General features: G+C 75.6%; 17 protein-coding genes and 2 riboswitches. Of the genes, 6 read left to right on the top strand and 11 right to left on the bottom strand.

Features of this window, described 5'->3' with window-relative positions; all coding sequences use genetic code 11:
* Window positions 1-10: 10 nt before the first annotated feature.
* The 5 genes from CAE01nite_RS03700 to CAE01nite_RS03680 form a co-directional block, all read right to left on the bottom strand.
* On the bottom strand, window positions 11-691 hold the full coding sequence (locus CAE01nite_RS03700) for a glyoxalase superfamily protein (RefSeq protein ID WP_146900145.1): 681 nt from the start codon (window positions 689-691) through the stop codon (window positions 11-13).
* A gap of 199 nt (window positions 692-890) precedes the next feature.
* Window positions 891-1,631, bottom strand: a complete 741-nt coding sequence (locus tag CAE01nite_RS03695; RefSeq protein ID WP_146900143.1) for a maleylpyruvate isomerase family mycothiol-dependent enzyme — start codon at window positions 1,629-1,631, stop codon at window positions 891-893.
* A gap of 92 nt (window positions 1,632-1,723) precedes the next feature.
* Window positions 1,724-2,626 (bottom strand): bifunctional methylenetetrahydrofolate dehydrogenase/methenyltetrahydrofolate cyclohydrolase, encoded by a 903-nt coding sequence (locus tag CAE01nite_RS03690; RefSeq protein ID WP_146900140.1) that lies wholly within the window; start codon window positions 2,624-2,626, stop codon window positions 1,724-1,726.
* On the bottom strand, window positions 2,623-3,945 hold the full coding sequence (glyA, locus tag CAE01nite_RS03685) for a serine hydroxymethyltransferase (protein WP_146900137.1): 1,323 nt from the start codon (window positions 3,943-3,945) through the stop codon (window positions 2,623-2,625). The genes CAE01nite_RS03690 and glyA overlap by 4 nt, the downstream gene beginning before the upstream one ends.
* 77 nt (window positions 3,946-4,022) lie before the next feature.
* Window positions 4,023-4,110, bottom strand: a riboswitch (ZMP/ZTP riboswitch).
* A gap of 164 nt (window positions 4,111-4,274) precedes the next feature.
* On the bottom strand, window positions 4,275-4,826 hold the full coding sequence (locus CAE01nite_RS03680; RefSeq protein ID WP_146900134.1) for a GNAT family N-acetyltransferase: 552 nt from the start codon (window positions 4,824-4,826) through the stop codon (window positions 4,275-4,277).
* Window positions 4,827-4,966: 140 nt separating this feature from the next.
* Between CAE01nite_RS03680 and purU the strand changes: the two genes are divergently transcribed.
* Together purU and atzF are read left to right on the top strand one after the other, a co-directional pair.
* A complete protein-coding gene (purU, locus tag CAE01nite_RS03675) occupies window positions 4,967-5,794 on the top strand; it encodes a formyltetrahydrofolate deformylase (RefSeq protein ID WP_246131000.1) in 828 nt (275 codons plus the stop codon).
* A gap of 192 nt (window positions 5,795-5,986) precedes the next feature.
* The gene (gene atzF, locus CAE01nite_RS03670; protein ID WP_146900129.1) at window positions 5,987-7,711 is read left to right on the top strand and encodes an allophanate hydrolase; all 1,725 of its coding nucleotides are present in this window, start codon (window positions 5,987-5,989) and stop codon (window positions 7,709-7,711) included.
* Window positions 7,712-7,813: 102 nt separating this feature from the next.
* Here the strand turns inward: atzF and CAE01nite_RS03665 are convergent, their stop codons facing one another.
* Window positions 7,814-8,806, bottom strand: coding sequence for a malate dehydrogenase (locus CAE01nite_RS03665; protein ID WP_146900126.1), 993 nt, complete (start codon window positions 8,804-8,806; stop codon window positions 7,814-7,816).
* Between the two features lie 20 nt (window positions 8,807-8,826).
* The gene (locus CAE01nite_RS03660; RefSeq protein WP_146900123.1) at window positions 8,827-10,044 is read right to left on the bottom strand and encodes an NADP-dependent isocitrate dehydrogenase; all 1,218 of its coding nucleotides are present in this window, start codon (window positions 10,042-10,044) and stop codon (window positions 8,827-8,829) included.
* Between the two features lie 272 nt (window positions 10,045-10,316).
* Here CAE01nite_RS03660 and CAE01nite_RS03655 point away from each other — a divergent pair, with 272 nt between their 5' ends.
* A complete protein-coding gene (locus CAE01nite_RS03655) occupies window positions 10,317-11,315 on the top strand; it encodes an aquaporin (RefSeq protein ID WP_146900120.1) in 999 nt (332 codons plus the stop codon).
* 82 nt (window positions 11,316-11,397) lie between these two features.
* Here CAE01nite_RS03655 and CAE01nite_RS03650 read toward each other — a convergent pair whose 3' ends face one another.
* Window positions 11,398-12,207: a hypothetical protein gene (locus CAE01nite_RS03650; protein WP_146900117.1), complete on the bottom strand. Its 810-nt coding sequence runs from the start codon at window positions 12,205-12,207 to the stop codon at window positions 11,398-11,400.
* 39 nt (window positions 12,208-12,246) lie between these two features.
* Here CAE01nite_RS03650 and CAE01nite_RS03645 point away from each other — a divergent pair, with 39 nt between their 5' ends.
* Together CAE01nite_RS03645 and CAE01nite_RS17990 are read left to right on the top strand one after the other, a co-directional pair.
* Entirely contained in the window at window positions 12,247-13,602 is a 1,356-nt protein-coding gene (locus CAE01nite_RS03645; RefSeq protein WP_246130985.1) for an FAD-dependent oxidoreductase, read from the top strand.
* Between the two features lie 130 nt (window positions 13,603-13,732).
* Window positions 13,733-14,419: a superoxide dismutase family protein gene (locus tag CAE01nite_RS17990; protein ID WP_222595807.1), complete on the top strand. Its 687-nt coding sequence runs from the start codon at window positions 13,733-13,735 to the stop codon at window positions 14,417-14,419.
* A 101-nt stretch (window positions 14,420-14,520) separates the two neighbouring features.
* Here CAE01nite_RS17990 and purH read toward each other — a convergent pair whose 3' ends face one another.
* Window positions 14,521-16,158, bottom strand: coding sequence for a bifunctional phosphoribosylaminoimidazolecarboxamide formyltransferase/IMP cyclohydrolase (gene purH, locus CAE01nite_RS03635; protein ID WP_146900114.1), 1,638 nt, complete (start codon window positions 16,156-16,158; stop codon window positions 14,521-14,523).
* Between the two features lie 53 nt (window positions 16,159-16,211).
* Window positions 16,212-16,305, bottom strand: a riboswitch (ZMP/ZTP riboswitch).
* 28 nt (window positions 16,306-16,333) lie between these two features.
* A complete protein-coding gene (gene purN / locus CAE01nite_RS03630; protein ID WP_246130999.1) occupies window positions 16,334-16,918 on the bottom strand; it encodes a phosphoribosylglycinamide formyltransferase in 585 nt (194 codons plus the stop codon).
* 466 nt (window positions 16,919-17,384) lie between these two features.
* Between purN and CAE01nite_RS03625 the strand changes: the two genes are divergently transcribed.
* Window positions 17,385-17,768, top strand: coding sequence for a hypothetical protein (locus tag CAE01nite_RS03625; protein WP_146900108.1), 384 nt, complete (start codon window positions 17,385-17,387; stop codon window positions 17,766-17,768).
* Window positions 17,769-17,835: 67 nt separating this feature from the next.
* Here CAE01nite_RS03625 and CAE01nite_RS03620 read toward each other — a convergent pair whose 3' ends face one another.
* On the bottom strand, window positions 17,836-19,215 hold the full coding sequence (locus tag CAE01nite_RS03620; protein ID WP_146900105.1) for a cell division protein PerM: 1,380 nt from the start codon (window positions 19,213-19,215) through the stop codon (window positions 17,836-17,838).
* Between the last annotated feature and the right edge of the window lie 13 nt (window positions 19,216-19,228).

Genomic DNA, 19,228 nt, shown 5'->3' with positions numbered 1-19,228 from the left:
GGCACACGGGTCAGCCGGTCGACCACACCGGGAGCCCGGCCCGCTCCGCAGGGTCGTCCGGCTCGGTGAGGCGCAGCGTGTTGCCGAACGGGTCCGCGAGCGTGAGGGTGCGCGCTCCCCACGGCGCCTGCTCCAGGTCCGGCACCCACACCGCCGGGCCCCACACCGGGACCGTGGTGCGCCGCTCGTCCAGCTCCGCACGCAAGGCGTCCAGGCCCGACATCCACACGTGCGTCGTCGCGCCCGGCCGGGGGTCGTAGGGCTGCTCGGTCAGGTGCAGCGTCGTGGTGCAGCGGGTGACCTGGCCGTAGAACGCCGTGCCGGGGCCGCCGGCCGGGCCGCCGAAGTCCAGCCGGAAGCCGAGGAAGTCGACGTAGAACTGCGTGGCCGCCGCCACCGAGAAGATGCGCAGCACCGGGATGGTCGTCGCGGCACCACCCCAGGGGAACCCATCGGTCGCGGCGGCCGGGGGGGCGGCGGCCGCGGGGGCGGTGGGTGCGCCGTCGGCCTCGGGTCCGACGGCGTCGCGCAGGCGCGCGGCCAGCACGTTCCAGCTCCCGGCGCCGAGCTGGTGGGCGACGATCTCCAGGCACTGGCTGTGCGTGAGCTCGACCCCGTACCGGTCGTGGACGTCGGCGCGCAGCACGCGCGCCATGGCCTTGGGGTCCGCCGGGTGGATGAGGGCGGTCATGGACGCATCCTCCGCTCGGGCGTCGGCGGGAACGGGTCGGTGCGTGCGTTCCGGCCGGCCCGCCTGCGTCGTCGCGGGGGGATCGGTCAGCGAAGGACCTGCCTGCGATGCGTTCACCACACCCCGGCAGGGCGCACGCGGCCGGCCGCATCAGCCACGTCGAGCCTAGGGACGCCCGCGGGCGGTGGTCAACGGTCGCTCACGGCGTCAGGCGCCGGCTCAGCGTGTCCACCAGCACGGCGCGGTCACCGGTGACGGCCAGGGACGGGTCGTCGGCCGGCGCGCGGCCCCACAGGAGCAGGGCGAGTCCTTGCGCCGGTCCGGTGACCTGCGCCCCGGCCGGCATCCCGGCCCGCACCCCGGCCTGGTCACCGCCGCCGGGGCCCAGCGTCCACGTCCGGTCACCGGCGTCGGTGGCGACCAGGGCCACCGGCGCGGGCAGCGGGTCCATCCGGCCCATCCGCACCTGCCGCGGCTGCATGACCGTCACCACCTCGTCGACCGTGTCGGCCCACAGCGCCGGGTCGACGTCGAGCGGGAGGCCGCCCGCGGTCCGCAGGTCCCAGAGGTGGACGAGCGCCTCGTGCAGCTGGCGGCGCCGCCAGAACGACGCCGGACCGGGGCCGAGCAGCGTGGAGCCGACCGCGTCCGGGCCGAGCTCGACGAGCGTGTCACGCAGCTCCGCGGCGCAGCGCCGGTAGAACGGCTCGAGCTCGAACGGCCCACGCCCGAGCGGGACCTCGCAGGTCCGGCGCGCCTGGGCGGCCGCCCAGTGGTGGATCCGCGCGAGGTGGACGACGAGGTGGTGCACCCGCCATCGCCCGCACCACGGCACGCGCGCCTGCGGGTCGACGGCGGGGACCGTGCGCGCGAACGCCCTCTGCAGCTCTGCCAGGTGCACGAGGTGGTCGAGCGGTGCGGTCGGCCGGGGCGTCGTCATCCGCGCATCCTGACCGACCGGCCGCGCCGCCGGAAGGGCGCCGGTCCGCCGCTGCGCGCGGCGGGATCGGACGGCGGCGGCGCGGCCCGCGGTCAGCCGGCCTGCGCCTCGGCGCTGTCGACCACGTTGGCGAGGAGCATCGCCCGCGTCATCGGACCGACCCCACCGGGGTTCGGCGAGACCCAGGCGGCCACCTCGGCGACGCCGGGGTCGACGTCGCCCGCGAGCCGGGTCCTGCCGGTCCCGCCGTCGACGACGCGGGTGACGCCGACGTCCAGCACGATCGCGCCCGGCCGGACCAGGTCCGCGGTGATGATCCCGGGCACCCCGGCCGCCGCGACGACCACGTCGGCGTGCCGGGTGTGCTCGGCCAGGTCGAGCGTGCCGGTGTGGGTGAGCGTGACGGTCGCGTTGTGCTCGCGCCGGGTGAGCAGCAGCCCGATGCTGCGCCCGACCGTGGTCCCGCGGCCGACCACGACGACGTGCTTGCCGGCCAGCGTGATCCCGTGCCGCAGGAGCAGCTCGATGATCCCCCGCGGGGTGCACGGCAGCGGCGAGGTGACCGGCTCGGTGACCCGCAGGACGAGGCGCCCGAGGTTGGTGGGGTGCAGGCCGTCGGCGTCCTTGTCGGGGTCGACGAGCTCGAGCACGCGGTTGGTGTCGATGCCCTTCGGCAGCGGGAGCTGGACGATGTAGCCGGTGCAGGCAGGGTCGGCGTTGAGCCGCTCGACCGCCGCCTCGATGTCCGCCTGGGTGGCGTCGGCGGGCAGGTCCTCCCGGATCGAGGCGATGCCGACCTCGGCGCAGTCGCGGTGCTTGCCCCCGACGTACGCCTTGCTGCCCGGGTCGTCCCCGACCAGGACGGTGCCCAGCCCGGGTACCACCCCTCGCTCGCGCAGGACCGCGACCCGCTCGGCGAGCTCGGCCTTGATGGCCTTGGCGGTGGCGGTGCCGTCGAGCACCTGCGCCCGCGGGGAGCCCTCGGCGGCGCTCACTGCTGCAGGCCGGGGTAGAGCGGGAACGCGTCGGCGAGCGTGGCGACGCGGGCGCGCAGCGCCTCGACGTCGGCCGAGGCACCGGCGATTAGGGCCGTGGCGATGATGTCCGCGACCTCGGTGAACTCCGTGTCACCGAAGCCGCGGGTCGCCAGCGCCGGGGTACCGATCCGCAGGCCGGACGTGACGCGCGGCGGGCGCGGGTCGAAGGGCACCGCGTTGCGGTTCACGGTGATCCCGGCGGCGTGCAGCAGGTCCTCGGCCTGCTGGCCGTCGAGGTCCGAGTCACGCAGGTCCACCAGCACGAGGTGGACGTCCGTGCCGCCGGTCAGGACCGAGACGCCGGCCCGGGCGACGTCCGGCGCGGACAGCCGCTCGGCGATGATCCGCGCGCCGTCGAGCGTGCGCTGCTGGCGGGCGGCGAAGTCCTCGCTCGCAGCGATCTTGAAGGACACCGCCTTGGCGGCGATCACGTGCATGAGCGGCCCGCCCTGCTGACCCGGGAACACCGCGGAGTCGATCTTCCGGGCGTACTCCTGGCGGGACAGGATGAAGCCGGAGCGCGGGCCGCCGATGGTCTTGTGGACCGTGGAGGAGACGACGTCGGCGTGCGGGACGGGCGTCGGGTGCAGCCCCGCCGCGACCAGCCCGGCGAAGTGCGCCATGTCCACCCAGAGCTTGGCGCCGACCTCGTCGGCGATGGACCGGAACGCGGCGAAGTCGAGCTGCCGCGGGTAGGCCGACCAGCCGGCGATGATGACGTCCGGGCGGTGCTCCAGGGCACGCTGCCGGACGGTGTCCATGTCGATGAGGAACGTGTCCGGGTCCACGCCGTACGCGCCGACGTCGTAGAGCCGCCCGGAGAAGTTGATCTTCATGCCGTGCGTGAGGTGCCCGCCGTGCGCGAGCTCCAGGCCGAGGATCTTGTCCCCGGCGTTGATCAGCGCGTGCAGCACGGCCGCGTTGGCCTGCGCACCGGAGTGCGGCTGGACGTTGGCGTGCTCGGCGCCGAACAGGTCCTTGGCGCGGGTGATGGCGAGGTTCTCGGCGACGTCGACCTGCTCGCAGCCGCCGTAGTACCGCTTGCCCGGGTACCCCTCGGCGTACTTGTTCGTCAGCACGGAGCCCTGCGCCTGCAGGACGGCGCGCGGGACGAAGTTCTCGCTGGCGATCATCTCCAGGGTGCCGCGCTGGCGGTCCAGCTCCCCCTCGAGGACGGCGGCGATCTCGGGGTCGACCTGGGCGAGCGACTGGTCGAGGACGCTGCCGGTCAGGGTGTCGGTCGAGCTGCCGGTCGAGCTGCCGGGCTGGGAGGGCATGGGAGTTCTCCTCGCGCTGTGAGCAGTGTGGTGGCGACCGGCGTGGTTCGTCCGGCCACCCGCACGCGGGCGTGGTGACCGCGGGCCCAGGCGGACGACCCAAGAGTCTGCTGCTGCTCGCCGCTCCCCGGTGGTGACCCACCTTCGCCAGTCGCGACCCGGTCAGCCTACCAAGGCGGCTGCCGCACGCCCGCGCCGCCACCGGCCGACGGCGTCGCGGGGGTGCCCAGCGGCACTCCTGGTGGTCGCCGCCGTGTTCGTGCTGGTCCGGGCTCCGCGCGCCGGAGAGGTGGTCGCCGAGGGGTAGGCCTGACAGCCGGCGCGGGCCGTCAGGACGGCCGGGACGACGTCGCCCGGTCCGGCGCGCCCTGCGGGGCGTCGGCATCGGCGTCGTCCTCGGCGTCGTCGCCCAGGAACTTGCGCAGGTAGGCGTACGTCAGGTCACCCGCGGTCTGGTCGTACTGGTGCTCGTAGCCGTGCTTCTCGTAGAGCGCGATGTTGTGGGCGGAGTCCTGACCGGTGAACACCCAGATCTCCTGGGTCCCCTCCGGCAGGTAGGGCAGCACCGCGAAGAGCAGCTGCGTGCCGATCCCCTGACCCTGCAGGTCCGGGGCGACGGCGAGCCGGCCGAGCGTGGCGCGCTGGTCCTCCAGGCTGACGCGGATCGACCCGACCAGCCGGTGGCCGGCGCGGGCACCGAGCGTGACGACGCCGTCCGCCGCCAGGTCGGCGCGCAGCTCCTCGAGGGTCTGGGTCAGCGGCGGGATGTTCGGGTCCCCGTACACCTGGGCCTCGCTCACGAAGGCCGCCCGCCGCAGGGTCAGCAGCTCGCCCGCCTCCTCGTCGGTGACGGGCTGGATCGTGACGTCCGGTGCACTCATGGACTCATCGTGTCAGCCCTGCCGGAGCCCCACTACCCTGGGCACCCGTGTCCCCCGCATCCCCGCCCACGGTCCCCCCGAACGGCGCACCGGCCGGCTCCCCGGAGCCCCCGCCGGCCTCGGCCCTCACGCACTGGGTCCTGACGCTGTCCTGCCCGGACCGGCCCGGCATCGTCCACGCGGTCGCCGGCCTGCTCGCCGCGCACGGCGGGAACATCACCGAGTCGCAGCAGTTCGGGGACCCGCTGTCCGGGCTGTTCTTCATGCGCGTCCAGGTGGAGTCCGCCTCGCCCCGCGGGGAGCTCGAGGAGGCGCTCGCCGAGCTCGCGGGCCGGTTCTCGATGACCTGGGCGCTGGACGTCGCCGGCCGGCCGATGCGGACGCTGATCATGGGCTCGACGGCGGCGCACTGCCTCAACGACCTCGCGTTCCGCCAGCGGTCGGAGAAGCTGCCGGTCGAGCTCGTGGCGGTCGTCTCCAACCACACCGCGCTGGCCGACCTCGCCGCCTTCTACGGCATCCCGTTCCACCACGTCCCGGTCCGCAGGGACACCAAGGCGCAGGCGGAGGGGCGGCTGCTCGAGCTGGTGGCCGAGCTCGACGTCGAGCTGGTCGTGCTGGCGCGCTACATGCAGATCCTGTCCGACGACCTGTGCCGGGCGCTGGCCGGGCGGGTCATCAACATCCACCACTCGTTCCTGCCGTCGTTCAAGGGCGCCCGCCCCTACGCCCAGGCGCACGACCGCGGCGTCAAGCTCATCGGTGCCACCGCGCACTACGTCACCGGCGAGCTCGACGAGGGTCCGATCATCGAGCAGGACGTCGAGCGCGTGGACCACACCCGGACGGTCGACGACCTGGTCGCCCTGGGGCAGGACGTCGAGCGGCGCGCCCTGGCGCGCGCCGTGCGCTGGCACGCCGAGCACCGGGTCCTGCTCAACGCGCACCGCACCATCGTCTTCCGCTGATCGTCCGTCCCGCTCGTCCCGGACGCCGGGCCGAGCGGGACGACGGCGCCCCGTCTGGCGTCCGCGTCACACGGAGTTCACGTCCGCGCGCCCCGCCGGAAACACGGGTCGGGGACCGTTCACACCCGTGAGCACAGTGAGCCAGGCGTCGCCCGCGGTCCGCGCCGACGCCCACGACGGACGGGACGCCCGATGACGACCACCACCCCGCACCCGCCCGCCGTCGTCGCAGCCGTGAGCCCGACCCAGCGCGTGCTCGACGCCTACCGGCGGATCGCCGCGGCGGACCGGCCCGAGATCTGGATCACGCTGCGCCCGGAGGCCCACGTGCTGGCCGACGCCGCTGCCGTCGAGCGACGCCTGGCCGCCGGCGAGGACCTGCCGCTGGCGGGGACGGTGCTGGCCGTCAAGGACAACGTCGACGTGGCCGGGCTGCCGACCACCGCCGGGCACCCCGACTTCCCCCGCCTGCCGGACCGCACCGCGACGGCCGTCCAGCGCCTGCTCGACGCCGGGACGATCGTGCTCGGCAAGACCAACATGGACCAGTTCGCCACCGGGCTGACCGGTGCCCGCAGCCCCTACGGGGTGGTGCGCAGCGCCGAGCACCCGGACCGGGTGTCCGGCGGGTCCAGCGCCGGGTCCGGCGCCGCGGTCGGCCTCGGGCTCGTCGACCTGGCCGTCGCCACCGACACCGCCGGGTCCGGGCGCGTGCCGGCGGCCTTCAACGGCGTCGTCGGGATCAAGTCGACCCTCGGGCTGGTGCCCACCGACGGCGTCGTGCCCGCGTGCCCCTCGTACGACTGCGTGACCGTCCTGGCCCCGACGCTCGCCCTGGCGACCCTCGCCACCCGGCTGATGACCGGCCGCGGCGAGCTCGACCCGTCGTCGCGCACCTGGCCGGCCGACGTCCGGCTCGCCGCTCCCGCGCGACCGCGGGTGGCCGTCCCGCGCGACGCCGACCTGGCCCTCCTCTCCCCCGCGGCCCGGGCCCGGTTCGACGAGGCGCGGTCGGGGCTGGTCGCGCACGGGGCCGTGACCGCCGAGGTCGACCTGACCCCGTTCCTCGCAGGGGCGCGGCTGCTCTACGACGGCGCCCTGGTCGCCGAGCGGTACGCCGCGTTCGGCGAGTTCCTCACCGCCCACCCCGACGGCGCCGACCCGTCCGTCGCGGCGATCACGCGGGGCGCGGCGACGGTCACCGGTCCGGACGTCATCCGCGACCAGCACCGGCTGCGGTCGCTGCGCGCCCAGGCGCTGGCGGCGCTGGAGGGCTTCGACGCGCTGCTGGTGCCCACGGCTCCGGAGCACCCGACGATCGCGCAGGTGGCCGCCGACCCGCTCGGGGTCAACGCCCGCCTGGGCACGTACACGAACTTCGTCAACCTGTTCGACCTGGCGGCGGTCGCGGTCCCGGCGGGCACGGCCGACGGCGGACGGTTCGGGGTCACGGTGGTGACCCGCGGCTTCGAGGACCAGGTGGGGCTCGACATCGCCGCGATGCTGGTCGGCGAGCCTCCGGCGGCCGTGCCGTACCCGACCGGCGGCGTGCCGCTCGTGGCCTTCGGCGCTCACCTGCGCGGCGAGCCCCGCAACGGTCAGCTCGAGGCGCTCGGCGCCCGGTTCGTCCGCGAGGTCGCGACCGCGCCGCACTACGCGATGCACCTGGCGGCGGACGGGCTGCGCCCGGTCGTCGTCCGGACCGCCGAGGGCGCCGGCGCGGCGCTGCCGGGCGAGGAGTGGCTGCTGTCCGCGGCGGCGCTCGGGACCCTGCTCACCACCGTCGACGCGCCGCTCGCGCTGGGCAAGGTCGTGCTGGACGACGGGCGCGAGGTCGTCGGCTTCACCGGCGCGCTGACCGGCGCCGAGCCGGACATCACGTCGCCCGGCGGCTGGCGCGCCTACCGCCACGGCTGAGCAGGGCCCACCGGGCCCCTCCGGACGCGCCGACGGCGCCGCACCCGGATGGGTGCGGCGCCGTCGGGCACCGTGGCGTCCGGCCGGGCGGGCCGGACCCGCTCAGATGAGGCCGAGCTCGCGGACCGCGTCGCGCTCCTCGACGAGCTCGGCGACCGAGGCGTCGATGCGGGCGCGGGAGAACTCGTCGACGTCCAGGCCCTGGACGATCTCCCAGCGGCCGCCGACCGAGCGGACCGGGAAGGACGAGATGAGCCCCTCCGGGACGCCGTAGGACCCGTCGGACACGATGCCCGCGGAGGTCCAGTCACCCTCGGGCGTGCCGTTCACCCAGTCGAAGACGTGGTCGACGGCCGCGTTGGCCGCTGACGCCGCCGACGACGCGCCGCGGGCCGCGATGATCGCCGCGCCGCGCTTGGCCACGGTCGGGATGAAGTCCCCCTCCAGCCACGCCTGGTCCGCGACGACGTCCGACGCCGGACGGCCGGCGATCTCCGCGTGGAAGATGTCCGGGTACTGGGTGGCCGAGTGGTTGCCCCAGATCGTCAGCCGCGTGATCTCCGCGACCGGGACACCCGCCTTCTTCGCGAGCTGCGACAGCGCGCGGTTGTGGTCCAGGCGGGTCATCGCGGTGAACCGCTCCGCGGGGACGTCCGGCGCGTGCTGCTGGGCGATGAGCGCGTTGGTGTTGGCCGGGTTGCCGACCACGAGGACACGGATGTCGTCCGCCGCACCGGCGTTGATCGCGGCACCCTGCGGCTTGAAGATGCCGCCGTTGGCGGACAGCAGGTCCCCGCGCTCCATGCCCGCGGTGCGCGGGCGGGCACCGACGAGCAGCGCCACGTTGGCACCCTCGAAGCCGGCGTTCGGCTCGTCGAAGATGTCGATGCCCGCGAGCAGGGGGAACGCGCAGTCGTCGAGCTCCATCGCGGTGCCCTCGGCCGCCTTGACGCCCTGCGGGATCTCGAGCAGGCGCAGCTTGACGGGCGTGTCCGGGCCGAGCAGCTGGCCGGACGCGATCCGGAACAGCAGCGCGTAGCCGATCTGGCCGGCGGCGCCGGTGACGGTGACGTTGACCGGGGTGTTCGAGGCCATGGGAGGACTTCCTTGTCTGGTCAGGAGAGGCGGGCGGCGAGGTTCTCGTCGAGCGAGGCGAGGAAGTCCTCGGTCGTCTGCCAGGCCTGGTCGGGCCCGACGAGCGACGCGAGGTCCTTGGTCATCTTGCCGCTCTCCACGGTCTCGATGACGACCTGCTCGAGCGTCTCCGCGAACTGCGTGACCTCGGGCGTGCCGTCCAGCTTGCCGCGGTGCTTGAGCCCGCCGGTCCAGGCGAAGATCGACGCGATCGGGTTGGTCGACGTCGGCTTGCCCTGCTGGTGCATGCGGTAGTGGCGGGTGACCGTGCCGTGCGCCGCCTCGGCCTCGACCGTCTTGCCGTCCGGGGTCATGAGGACCGACGTCATCAGGCCCAGCGAGCCGAACCCCTGCGCGACGGTGTCGGACTGCACGTCGCCGTCGTAGTTCTTGCAGGCCCAGACGTAGCCGCCCTCCCACTTCATGGCCGCGGCGACCATGTCGTCGATGAGGCGGTGCTCGTAGGTGAGCCCGGCGGCGTCGAACTGCTCCTTGAACTCGGCGTCGAACACCTCCTGGAAGATGTCCTTGAAGGCACCGTCGTAGGCCTTGAGGATCGTGTTCTTCGTCGACAGGTACACCGGGTAGCTGCGCTGCAGGCCGTAGGCGAACGAGGCGCGCGCGAAGTCCCGGATCGACTCGTTGAAGTTGTACATGCCCATCGCGACGCCGCCGGCCTCGGGGTAGGTCACGACGGTCTGCTTGATCTCCTCGCCACCGTCCGCGGGCGTGAAGGTCAGCGTCAGGGTACCGGCGCCGGCCACCTTGAAGTTGGTCGCCTTGTACTGGTCCCCGTGGGCGTGGCGGCCGATGATGATCGGCTTGTTCCAGCCCGGCACCAGGCGCGGGATGTTGGAGATGATGATCGGCTCACGGAAGACGACGCCACCGAGGATGTTGCGGATGGTCCCGTTGGGCGAGACCCACATCTTCTTCAGGCCGAACTCCTCGACGCGCGCCTCGTCGGGGGTGATGGTGGCGCACTTGACGCCCACCCCGTGCTCCTTGATGGCGTGCGCGGCGTCGATGGTGACCTGGTCGTCGGTCGCGTCGCGGTTCTCGATCGACAGGTCGTAGTAGCGCAGGTCGATGTCCAGGTAGGGGTGGATCAGACGGTCCTTGATGAACTGCCAGATGATCCGCGTCATCTCGTCGCCGTCGAGCTCGACGACGGGGCCGACTACCTTGATCTTGGCCATGCGGGACTCCCTCGGTGCTGTCGTGGTACGTGCGCTGTCGCGAGGTGCCGCCGGCGTGCCGGGTGCTCCGTCGCCCCTGAGGCCACTCAGGTGGCCACCGCGGGCCAGATTACTCGACGTCAAGAGATCGCACGGCGGGCGGACGCCCCCCGACGGCGACCGCGTTGGGCCTGCGGCGCATCGCCTGCCATGCTGGTACCCGACACCGAGAGCGGCCGTGCACGCGCCGGCACGCTCCGTCGCCGGCGCCGTCGGCGCCCACCCACCCCACGATGACGGGATCCACCATGTCGCAGGACACCTCCGACCTGACGCCGGACGGCGGCTCGACCGCCGTGCCCGGCTCGACCACCGGTGCCACGGCCGTGACGCCGTCGGGCACGGCCACCTCGACCGCCTCGACCTACGCGGGCGACACGGACGACCTCGTCGTCCTCGAGTCGTCGCGTCCCTCCCTGGCCGCCCGTGCGGCCGGTGAGGCGCTGGGCACCTTCCTGCTCGTGCTGATCGGCCTCGGCGTGACGCTCTACTCGCCGCTGTCCAACGCCGGGTCGCTCGGCATCGCGCTGGCCTTCGGGTTCGCGCTGGTCGCCGGGACGATCGCGCTCGGCCACGTCTCGGGCGGGCACTTCAACCCGGCCGTCACGCTCGGTGCCGTCATCGCGGGCCGCACCCCGGTCCGCGACCTCGTCCCGTACTGGCTGGCCCAGCTCGTCGGGGGCGCGCTGGCCGCTGCCGCGCTGTTCGCCACCATCCCCTCGGCGCTGCCGGGTCTGGTGGCCGAGGGCGGCACGAGCCGCACCTTCTTCTCCGGCGCCGCCAACGGCTACGCCTCGCACTCCCCGCTGTCCACGCAGTCCAACGGGCAGGTCACCTTCGACCTCCTCCCCGCGCTGCTCATCGAGGTCGTCTTGACCGCGGTGCTGGTCGCCGTCGTGCTCGGCGCGACGAGCCGGCGCAACTGGCACGTCGCCGCGCCGTTCGCCTTCGGCCTGAGCTACGCCGGTCTGCTGCTGGTCGCCATCCCGATCACGAACGGCTCCCTGAACCCGGCCCGCTCCACCGCGGCCGCCGTGTTCTCCGAGGGCTGGGCCCTCAGCCAGCTCTGGGTCTTTTGGGCCGCCCCGCTCGTGGGTGCCGCGATCGCCGGGCTGGCGCACCGCGCCTTCGCCGTCGACGCCGACTCGGACAACCTGCTCGAGGAGGACCACCTCGTCGTGGACGACGACTCCCTGCTCGACGACGACGTCGCGGTCAGCCCGCGCGTCTGACCGCTCCGCGCCACCGACGACGGCCGTCCGCCCTCCGGGGTGGGCGGCCGTCGTCGTCGGTGCCGATCCCTGGGAAGGGGGCTCAGCGGGTCGGCATCACCTGGGACAGGATGCCGACGCCGAGCGCGAGCGCGAGCAGCACCGCCGTGTCCAGCCACCGGGACCGCACCGTCAGCGCCACGGGACCACGGCGCAGCACCGCGCGGGCCACGGCCGAGACCGCGAGCAGGACCGCGAGCAGGAGCGCCGCCGGCACCGCACCGGCCGTCCCGGCGACCACGAGGGCGAGCACGAGCCCACCGCACACCCACCACAGCGACGGGCTGCGACCGGCGGCCAACGACGCCCGGGCGGCGGCACGCACGTCGGCCGGTGTCGGGGGGGTCGGGACCGGCGGCGCGGGCTCGACGGGCACCCCGGACGCCGCCGACGGCACGACCGGCTCCTCGTCGGCAGCGGGGACGTCCGTTGCGGGGACGATCGCAGCGGGGACCTCGGCAGCGGGGACGGCGTCGGGAACGTAGGCGACGCCGAGATCGGCAGCGGGGACATCGGCAGCGGGGATGTCCCTCGCCAGCCCCGGCGCGGAGAGCCGGGTCGAGGGTCCGCGTCCGGTGGCGGCGGGTGCCGACGACGCGGTCGGGGCCGCCGGTACGGGTGCGCCGGCGGGGCGGGTGGTCACGACCGGGGACGTGGCGGGCTCGGAGGGTTCCGCCGGGGCTCCGCCGGTGACCTGGTGCCAGACCGGACGCAGACCAGGCACCGGGGTGGGCTGCGCGTCGACGCCCGTCGTCGTGGCCGCGACCGGGGTCCGCGGGGGCTCGGCGGACACGGTGGCCGCAGCGGGCACGCTGGGCGCGCCCGGTCGCTGCGCGCGCTGGTCCTGGTGCATCGGCTGGCCTCCCCGACCGGCCAGACTACCGTTGGCCGGGTGCCCGACGACCTCCGCCTCGCCACGGAGGTGCGCGCTCTCACCGGCACCTCGACCGTCGCGGCTCCCGCGCCGATCCCGCCGCCCGCGCACCCCCTGCGCTCCGTCGTGGTCGTCGGAGCGGGCCTGGCGGGCACCCAGACCGTGGCGGCGCTGCGCGCCCAGGGGTTCGACGGCCGGGTCACGCTCGTCGGACGGGAGGCCCTGGACCCCTACGACCGCCCGCCGCTGTCCAAGCACCTCTTCGACCACCCCGAACCGACGTGGCTCGCGGACGAGCTCGGTGCCGACGTGCACGCCCTGGCCGACGACGTGCTGCGCCCGGTCACCGCGCAGCGGCTGACCGTCGAGGCCGCGGGCGCCGTCGTGGCGACGTCGTCCGGGGAGGTCCGCGCGGACGCCGTCGTGCTGGCGACCGGCTCGCACGCCGTCCGTCCCGCCGGCTGGGGCGCCGCCGTCACGCTGCACACCGCCGACGACGCCGCCCGGCTGCGCGACCGCCTGCGGCGCGGTCGTCGGCTCGTCGTGGTCGGCGCGGGATGGATCGGCGCCGAGGTCGCCGGCGTCGCCGCGGCCGAGGGCGTCCACGTCACGGTGGTCGAGGCCGCCACCACGCCGCTCGGCGTCGCGCTCGGCGCGAGGGTCGGCGACCTGACCACCGGGTGGTACGCCGCCGCGGGGGTGGAGCTGGTGACGGGCGGTCAGGTGGTCGCCGTGGCGCAGGACGGCGTGCGGCTCGCGGACGGACGGCACCTCGCCGCGGACGTGGTGCTCGCCGCCGTGGGCGCGCGCCCCGAAACGGCGTGGCTGGACGGCGTGCTTCCCCGCGACCCGGACGGCTCGCTGCGGGTGGACACCGGCCACGGCGTCGTCGGCGCGCCGGGTCACCTGCGGGCGGTCGGCGACATCGCGCGCCGGTGGTCGCCGCGGCACGGCTGGGTCGGCGGCGGGCACTGGGACGGGGCGCTGCGCGGCCCGGCCGTCGCCGTCACGGCGCTGCTCGGCGGGGGGCCGCCCGCCGACCCCGCGCCGTACGTGTTCTCGACCCAGCTCGGCCACGACCTGACCCTGTACGGGCAGGCCGGCGCGGGCGACGAGCTCGTCCTGCGCGGCGACCCGGACGCCGGCGACGGCTGGGGGGCGCTGTGGTTCTCCGCCCCGGACCCCGGTGACGCCGCGGTAGCAGCGTCCGGCGGGGGGGCCGACGGGCGGGCCCTCACCGCGGTGCTGGCCGTCGACCGTCCGCGGGACGTCGCCGCGGCCCGGCGCCTGTTTACCGGCCCGCACCTGCCGCGCCTGCACCCTGAGGTGGCGGCCGACGGTGCGCGCTCCCTGCGGGACGCCGTCGTGGCGTGACCGTCCAGGGCACGGGTCACCCGTCCGGCCCAGCGTCCGCTCCGAACACCTCCTGACGCGCGACGACGCGCGCCGGACGTGGCACCAGAAGGAGCACACCATGCTGAGGACGGCCATGCACGGACGGTCGATGAGGACCGCGAGCACGACGGCGCTGGCGCTGTGCGCCGTGGGGGTGCTGGGCGTCGGCCCCGCCGCCGCCCACGACGACCACGGGCGGTCGGGCGACCGCGACAAGGTGGTGACGAAGCAGGCGGACCTGGCGGCGCTCAACGGCTCGGGCGCGTCCGGCAAGGCGACCGTCGTGGTCCGCGGCGACGAGATCCTCCGGGTCCGGGTCCGCGCCGAGGGTCTGACCCCGGACGCCCCGCACGCCCAGCACATCCACTACGGGCAGCAGGCCCTCAACGAGTGCCCGGGCGTGGCCCAGGACCTCGACGCGGACGGCCGGCTGACCACGGTGGAGGGCATCCCGGCCTACGGCCCGGTCGCCGTGTCGCTCACCACCACGGGGGACACCTCCCCGGCCAGCGTCCTGGCCGTCCCCCGCTACCCGTTCGCCGAGAAGGGGCGGATCAACTACCGGCGAACCCACGTCCCGTTCTCCGACGTGGCCGGTGCCGGAGCAGGCGGCGGGACCGCCTCCGCGGCCCAGGTGGCCGACGCGGTGCGCCGCGGTGAGGGCGTCGTCGTCGTCCACGGCGTGGACTACGACGGCGACGGGACCTACAGCTTCAGCCGGGGCGGCGCCAGCGAGCTCGACCCGAGCCTGCCCGCCGAGGCCACCGACCCGGCGATCTGCGGTCTGCTGAGGTAGCGGCGCGCGCACCGCGGCTGGTCCGGTGGTCCGCTGGGGGGCGGACCGGCCGACCAGCCGCGGACGCGTGCGCAGCGCGCCGGGCCCGACCGGACCGCCGGTCAGTGCGCGAAGTGCCGGGTGCCCGTCAGGTACAGCGTCACACCCGCCGCCTGCGCCGCCTCGATCACCTCGGGGTCGCGCACGGAGCCGCCGGGCTGGACGACCGCGCGGACGCCGCCGTCGACGAGGACCTGCAGGCCGTCCGGGAACGGGAAGAACGCGTCGGACGCGGCGACGGACCCGCGCGCCCGCCCGTCCGCCCCCGACCCCGCCCGCTCGACGGCGAGCCGGCACGAGTCCACCCGGTTGACCTGGCCCATGCCCACCCCGACGGACGCCCCGCCGGACGCCAGCAGGATCGCGTTGGACTTGACCGCCCGCACCGCGCGCCACGCGAACACGAGGTCGGCCATCGTCGCCTCGTCGGCGGGCTCGCCGGCGGCCAGCGTCCAGGTGGTCGGGTCGTCCCCGGGCGCGTCGACCCGGTCGAGGTGCTGCATGAGCATCCCGCCGCTGATCGGCCGGAACTCCGCGCCGGCGTGCGGCGTGCCGGAGACCTGCAGCAGCCGGATGTTCTTCTTGGCGGTGAGGATCTCCAGCGCCTGCGGCTCGAAGCCGGGTGCGACGACGACCTCGGTGAACACGGGCGCGACCTGCTCGGCCATCGCCGCGGTGACGACCTGGTTGGCGGCGATGACGCCCCCGAAGGCGGACAGCGGGTCGCACGCGTGCGCCCGGGCGTGCGCTTGCGCGATGTCCGCGCCCACCGCGATCCCGCACGGGTTCGCGTGCTTGATGATCGCCACCGCCGGGCCCTGGTGGTCGTGCGCGGCGCGCCAGGCGGCGTCCGCGTCGACGTAGTTGTTGTAGCTCATCTCCTTGCCGTGCAGCTGCTCCGCCTGCGCGAGGCCCGCTGCGCCGAAGCCGGAGGTGTACAGGGCCGCCGGCTGGTGCGGGTTCTCCCCGTAGCGCAGCACCGCGCTGCGGTCCCAGGTGGCGCCGACCCACGCCGGGAACGGCGTCGCGGGCTCCTCGCCCCGGGCGGACCCCTCGGGCGCCAGGACGTTGCCCATCCAGCTCGCGACGTGCACGTCGTAGGTGGCGGTGTGCACGAAGGCCGCGGCCGCCAGCGCCCGGCGCTCGGCCAGGGTGAAGCCGCCCGCCCCGGCCGCGGCGACGACGTCCTCGTACCGGGCGGGGTCGACGACGACCGCGACGCTGGGGTGGTTCTTCGCGGCGGCGCGCACCATCGACGGCCCGCCGATGTCGATCTGCTCGACGCACTCGTCCGGGCTGGCGCCGGACGCCACCGTGGCGGTGAACGGGTAGAGGTTGACGACGACGAGGTCGAACGCCGCGATGCCGAGCTCGGCGAGCTGGGCCACGTGCTCGGGGCGGCGGGTGTCGGCGAGGATGCCGGCGTGCACGCGCGGGTGCAGCGTCTTGACCCGGCCGTCCAGGCACTCGGGGAACCCGGTGAGCCTCTCCACGGGGACCACGGGGATGCCGGCGTCGGCGATGGTCGCCGCGGTCGACCCGGTGGAGACGATCTCGACCCCGGCGGCGTGCAGTGCGGACGCCAGGTCGGTCAGGCCGGTCTTGTCGTAGACGCTGACCAGCGCGCGGCGCAGCGGCCGGCGCGTGTCGGTCGCGGTGGGGTCGGCAGGCGTGGGAAGCGGGGCCGGTGCGGGGGACATGGCACTCCTGTGGTGGGCAGCGGGTCGGCGCGGCATCGAGGACGATGGTCGGACCCAGGCACCCAGGCGGGCGGTGCACCAGCGGGATGTCTCGGCCGCTCCCCGGTGGTTGCGCCCACCTCAGGTACGCCAGTCACGGCCGGACCCAGGGTAGCGGAACCGACGTGGCCGCCCTCTACCGGACCGTCACCCGGCGCCCGTCGACCTCCAGCGTGCCGCGGGCGATCCGGCCGACCCAGTCCACGAGCAGGGCGCGCTCGGCGACCTTGATGCGCTCGTGCAGCGTCGCCTCGTCGTCGTCGGGCTCCACCGGCACGGCGGCCTGGGCGATGATCGGGCCGGTGTCCACCCCCGCGTCGACGACGTGGAGCGTGCAGCCGGTGACCGCCACCCCGTAGGCGAGGGCGTCGCGGACCCCGTGCGCGCCCGGGAAGGACGGCAGCAGCGCCGGGTGGGTGTTGACGACGCGGGACGGGAAGGCGTCCAGGAACGCCGCCCCGAGGATGCGCATGAAGCCGGCGCTGACGACGAGCTCGGCCCCGAAGACCTCGACGGTCTGCGCCAGCGCCCGGTCCCACGCGGCGCGGTCGGGGAAGTCGCGGGGGGCGACGACGGCGGTCGGGACGCCGGCCGCGCGGGCCATGTCCAGCCCGCCGGCAGCGGGGTTGTCGCTGACGACGCCGACGACGCGCGCGCCGTAGCGTCGGTCCGTGTGCGCCGCGAGCAGGGCCGCGAGGTTGCTGCCCGCCCCGGACACCAGGACGACGACCCGGCGGCCGTGCGACGACGCGACCGGCTCCCCCGCCGGGGTGGCGGCGCGGCGGTCCCGGGTCTGCGGGCGCGGTCCCGGCCCGGCGCCCGGCGAACCGCTGGATGACGTCACGCGGACGACCCTAACGGCGTGCGGGACAATGGACCGGCGCGCGGACCGGCGCGCCGACCGACCGCCTGGAGGCCGCCCCGTGGGCAACCCGTACGCGCCGCCCTCCCCCGACCGTCACGACCCCGTCGTCGTGCCGCCGGGCGGGGACCCCGCGCCCGGAGCGGGGACGCCGCCGCCGCCCGGTCCGCCCGCTCACGGCAGCGGCGACCGCGCCGGGGGCTCGCACGTGGCGCCACCCGCGTGGCGCGGGTCCGGCGCACCGCCGGCACCGGGCGATCGGCAGCCTGCGCCGCCCGGGACGCCCGACGGTCGACCCCCGCGACCCGAGCCCGACCCCGCCGCCGTGCGCGCCACCTCGCGACGCCTCCTGCACTTCGGGGTCCTGCTGCTGGCCGCGGTGCTGACCAGCACGCTCCCGCTGCCCTGGCAGGCCGGGTCGCTGGCCTTCGTCGTCGCGGCGATCGTGGTCGGCATCCGCGCGTTCGTGCAGGCGTGGCGGGGCGGCATCCGCGGCGCGATCCTGCCGATGCTGGCCCTCGGCGTCGCGTCCGCCGGGCTCGTGGCGCTGACGGTCCTGAGCCTGCTGGTCGTCTGGCCGCAGCAGATGCAGCGGCAGGACTGCCTCGCCGGGGCGGTGACGATCGCCGCGACCGAGCGTTGCGAGGCAGACTTCCGCCGCGCGGTGGAGAGCCGTCTCGACCCCGGCCGGTCGCCCGCCGGGTCCTGACGGGCCCGCCCCGCGAATCCCCGCGAGCCCTGCGCCGGCCCTCCGGCCGGACGTGCGGGCGCCTGACCTAGCCGCGCGGCTCGGCGTCGTCGCCGACCGGCAGCCGGACCTGGTCGGTGACGGCCGGGAGCTGGTCGGTCTCCGGCTCCGCGCCCGGCGCCGCGGCCGGCGTCCACCGCCCGGCGTCCCGCGTCAGGACCCGGTTCCACCGGCGCGAGGCCTCCCGCCGGACCTCCGGGTTGACCGGCAGCGCCACGACCGCCGCGCCGATCAGCGTCCCGACCGCGACGGCGGCGCCCACCAGAGGTCCGGACGCACCGACCTGCTCCATCCGGCCCGGGCCTGCGGACCCGCGCGCGAGCGCGGCCAGGACGCCGGCGCCGATCCCGGCCACGGCCGCCGTCGTCAGGCACGCCACGAGCGGGTGCCACCACTCCCCGTGCCGCAGCCGCCGGTGCAGCCACCAGCCCACGGCGGCACCGACGAGCACGGTGACGAGCGGCCACCAGGCCTCCCAGGGCTGGACGGTGCCCGGCTCCGGGAGCGCGCCGAGAAGCGGGACCGCGGGCAGCGGTCCGGCCACCACCTCGGCCGGCGTCAGGTGCGTGCCGGTGCCCACCTGGAAGCCCGGCCCGACGACGTACGACAGCGCCCACACGACGACGTCGGGCACGATCGCCGCCTGCGCGAGTACCAGGACGGTGCCGCCGACGGCGTCGACGCCCAGGCTCGTCCAGACCTCCGTGATGGCGTCGCGTCGCCCGACCACCCACGCCGCGACCACGCCGGCGGAGACCAGCAGGAGGGCGCCGAGCGCCATGGCCCCGGCCACCGCGCCGGTGCGCGCCGGGGCGGGCACGCGCGTCCACAGCGGGCGGCTGAGCCGACGCAGCGGCGGAGCGCCCGGCTGCGCGAGCAGGCCGGCGCCGAGGCCGAGGGCGCTGACGCAGGCGCTGCCCAGGACCGCGGGCAGCACCCCGCTGCTGCCGCTGAGCAGCGCGACCACGAGGGCCACCGCGACGTACGCGCCCACCCCCGCGGCGTAGCCGGACCGGGTCGCGCGGCCGGACCGCCGGGCGGACGCGTAGCAGCAGAAGGCGGCGAGCACGGTCAGCCCCAGCGGCACCAGCGACACGGTGACACCGCCGACCGTCAGCGGCGACCCGTGGCCCAGCAGCCAGAACCCGGACCCCACGCCGACCGCCGCCAGCCAGGAGACGTCGGCGTTGGACGGGTCCGCGGACGTCGCGACGTAGGCGGCGACGGTCGGGACCACCACGACGAGCAGGGAGAGGATCGCCGCCTGGAGCCCCGCGGCAAGGCCCGCGACCCAGCGAGGGGCGCCGTCGATCGAGCCGGTCAGCGAGCGACGGGACCCGTCCTCGGTGGTCAGCAGCCGATGCCCCCATCGGGACAGCGTTTGCGTGGGCCCCCTGCTGTCACTCACCGCCCCATGGTCA

This window comes from Cellulomonas aerilata (assembly GCF_007991755.1).
GTDB lineage: Bacteria > Actinomycetota > Actinomycetes > Actinomycetales > Cellulomonadaceae > Pengzhenrongella > Pengzhenrongella aerilata.
The sequence above is the reverse complement of the archived record's forward strand: the minus strand, read 5'-3'. Positions and strand labels throughout refer to the sequence as shown.

Excerpts from the sequence above, each read along its gene's own strand:
- CAE01nite_RS03700 (WP_146900145.1), bottom strand. The coding sequence starts at position 691 with ATGACCGCCCTCATCCACCCGGCGGACCCCAAGGCCATGGCGCGCGTG.
- CAE01nite_RS03695 (WP_146900143.1), bottom strand. The coding sequence starts at position 1,631 with ATGACGACGCCCCGGCCGACCGCACCGCTCGACCACCTCGTGCACCTG.
- glyA (WP_146900137.1), bottom strand. The coding sequence starts at position 3,945 with ATGCCCTCCCAGCCCGGCAGCTCGACCGGCAGCTCGACCGACACCCTG.
- CAE01nite_RS03680 (WP_146900134.1), bottom strand. The coding sequence starts at position 4,826 with ATGAGTGCACCGGACGTCACGATCCAGCCCGTCACCGACGAGGAGGCG.
- atzF (WP_146900129.1), top strand. The coding sequence starts at position 5,987 with ATGACGACCACCACCCCGCACCCGCCCGCCGTCGTCGCAGCCGTGAGC.
- CAE01nite_RS03665 (WP_146900126.1), bottom strand. The coding sequence starts at position 8,806 with ATGGCCTCGAACACCCCGGTCAACGTCACCGTCACCGGCGCCGCCGGC.
- CAE01nite_RS03660 (WP_146900123.1), bottom strand. The coding sequence starts at position 10,044 with ATGGCCAAGATCAAGGTAGTCGGCCCCGTCGTCGAGCTCGACGGCGAC.
- CAE01nite_RS03655 (WP_146900120.1), top strand. The coding sequence starts at position 10,317 with ATGACGGGATCCACCATGTCGCAGGACACCTCCGACCTGACGCCGGAC.
- CAE01nite_RS03650 (WP_146900117.1), bottom strand. The coding sequence starts at position 12,207 with ATGCACCAGGACCAGCGCGCGCAGCGACCGGGCGCGCCCAGCGTGCCC.
- CAE01nite_RS17990 (WP_222595807.1), top strand. The coding sequence starts at position 13,733 with ATGAGGACCGCGAGCACGACGGCGCTGGCGCTGTGCGCCGTGGGGGTG.
- purH (WP_146900114.1), bottom strand. The coding sequence starts at position 16,158 with ATGTCCCCCGCACCGGCCCCGCTTCCCACGCCTGCCGACCCCACCGCG.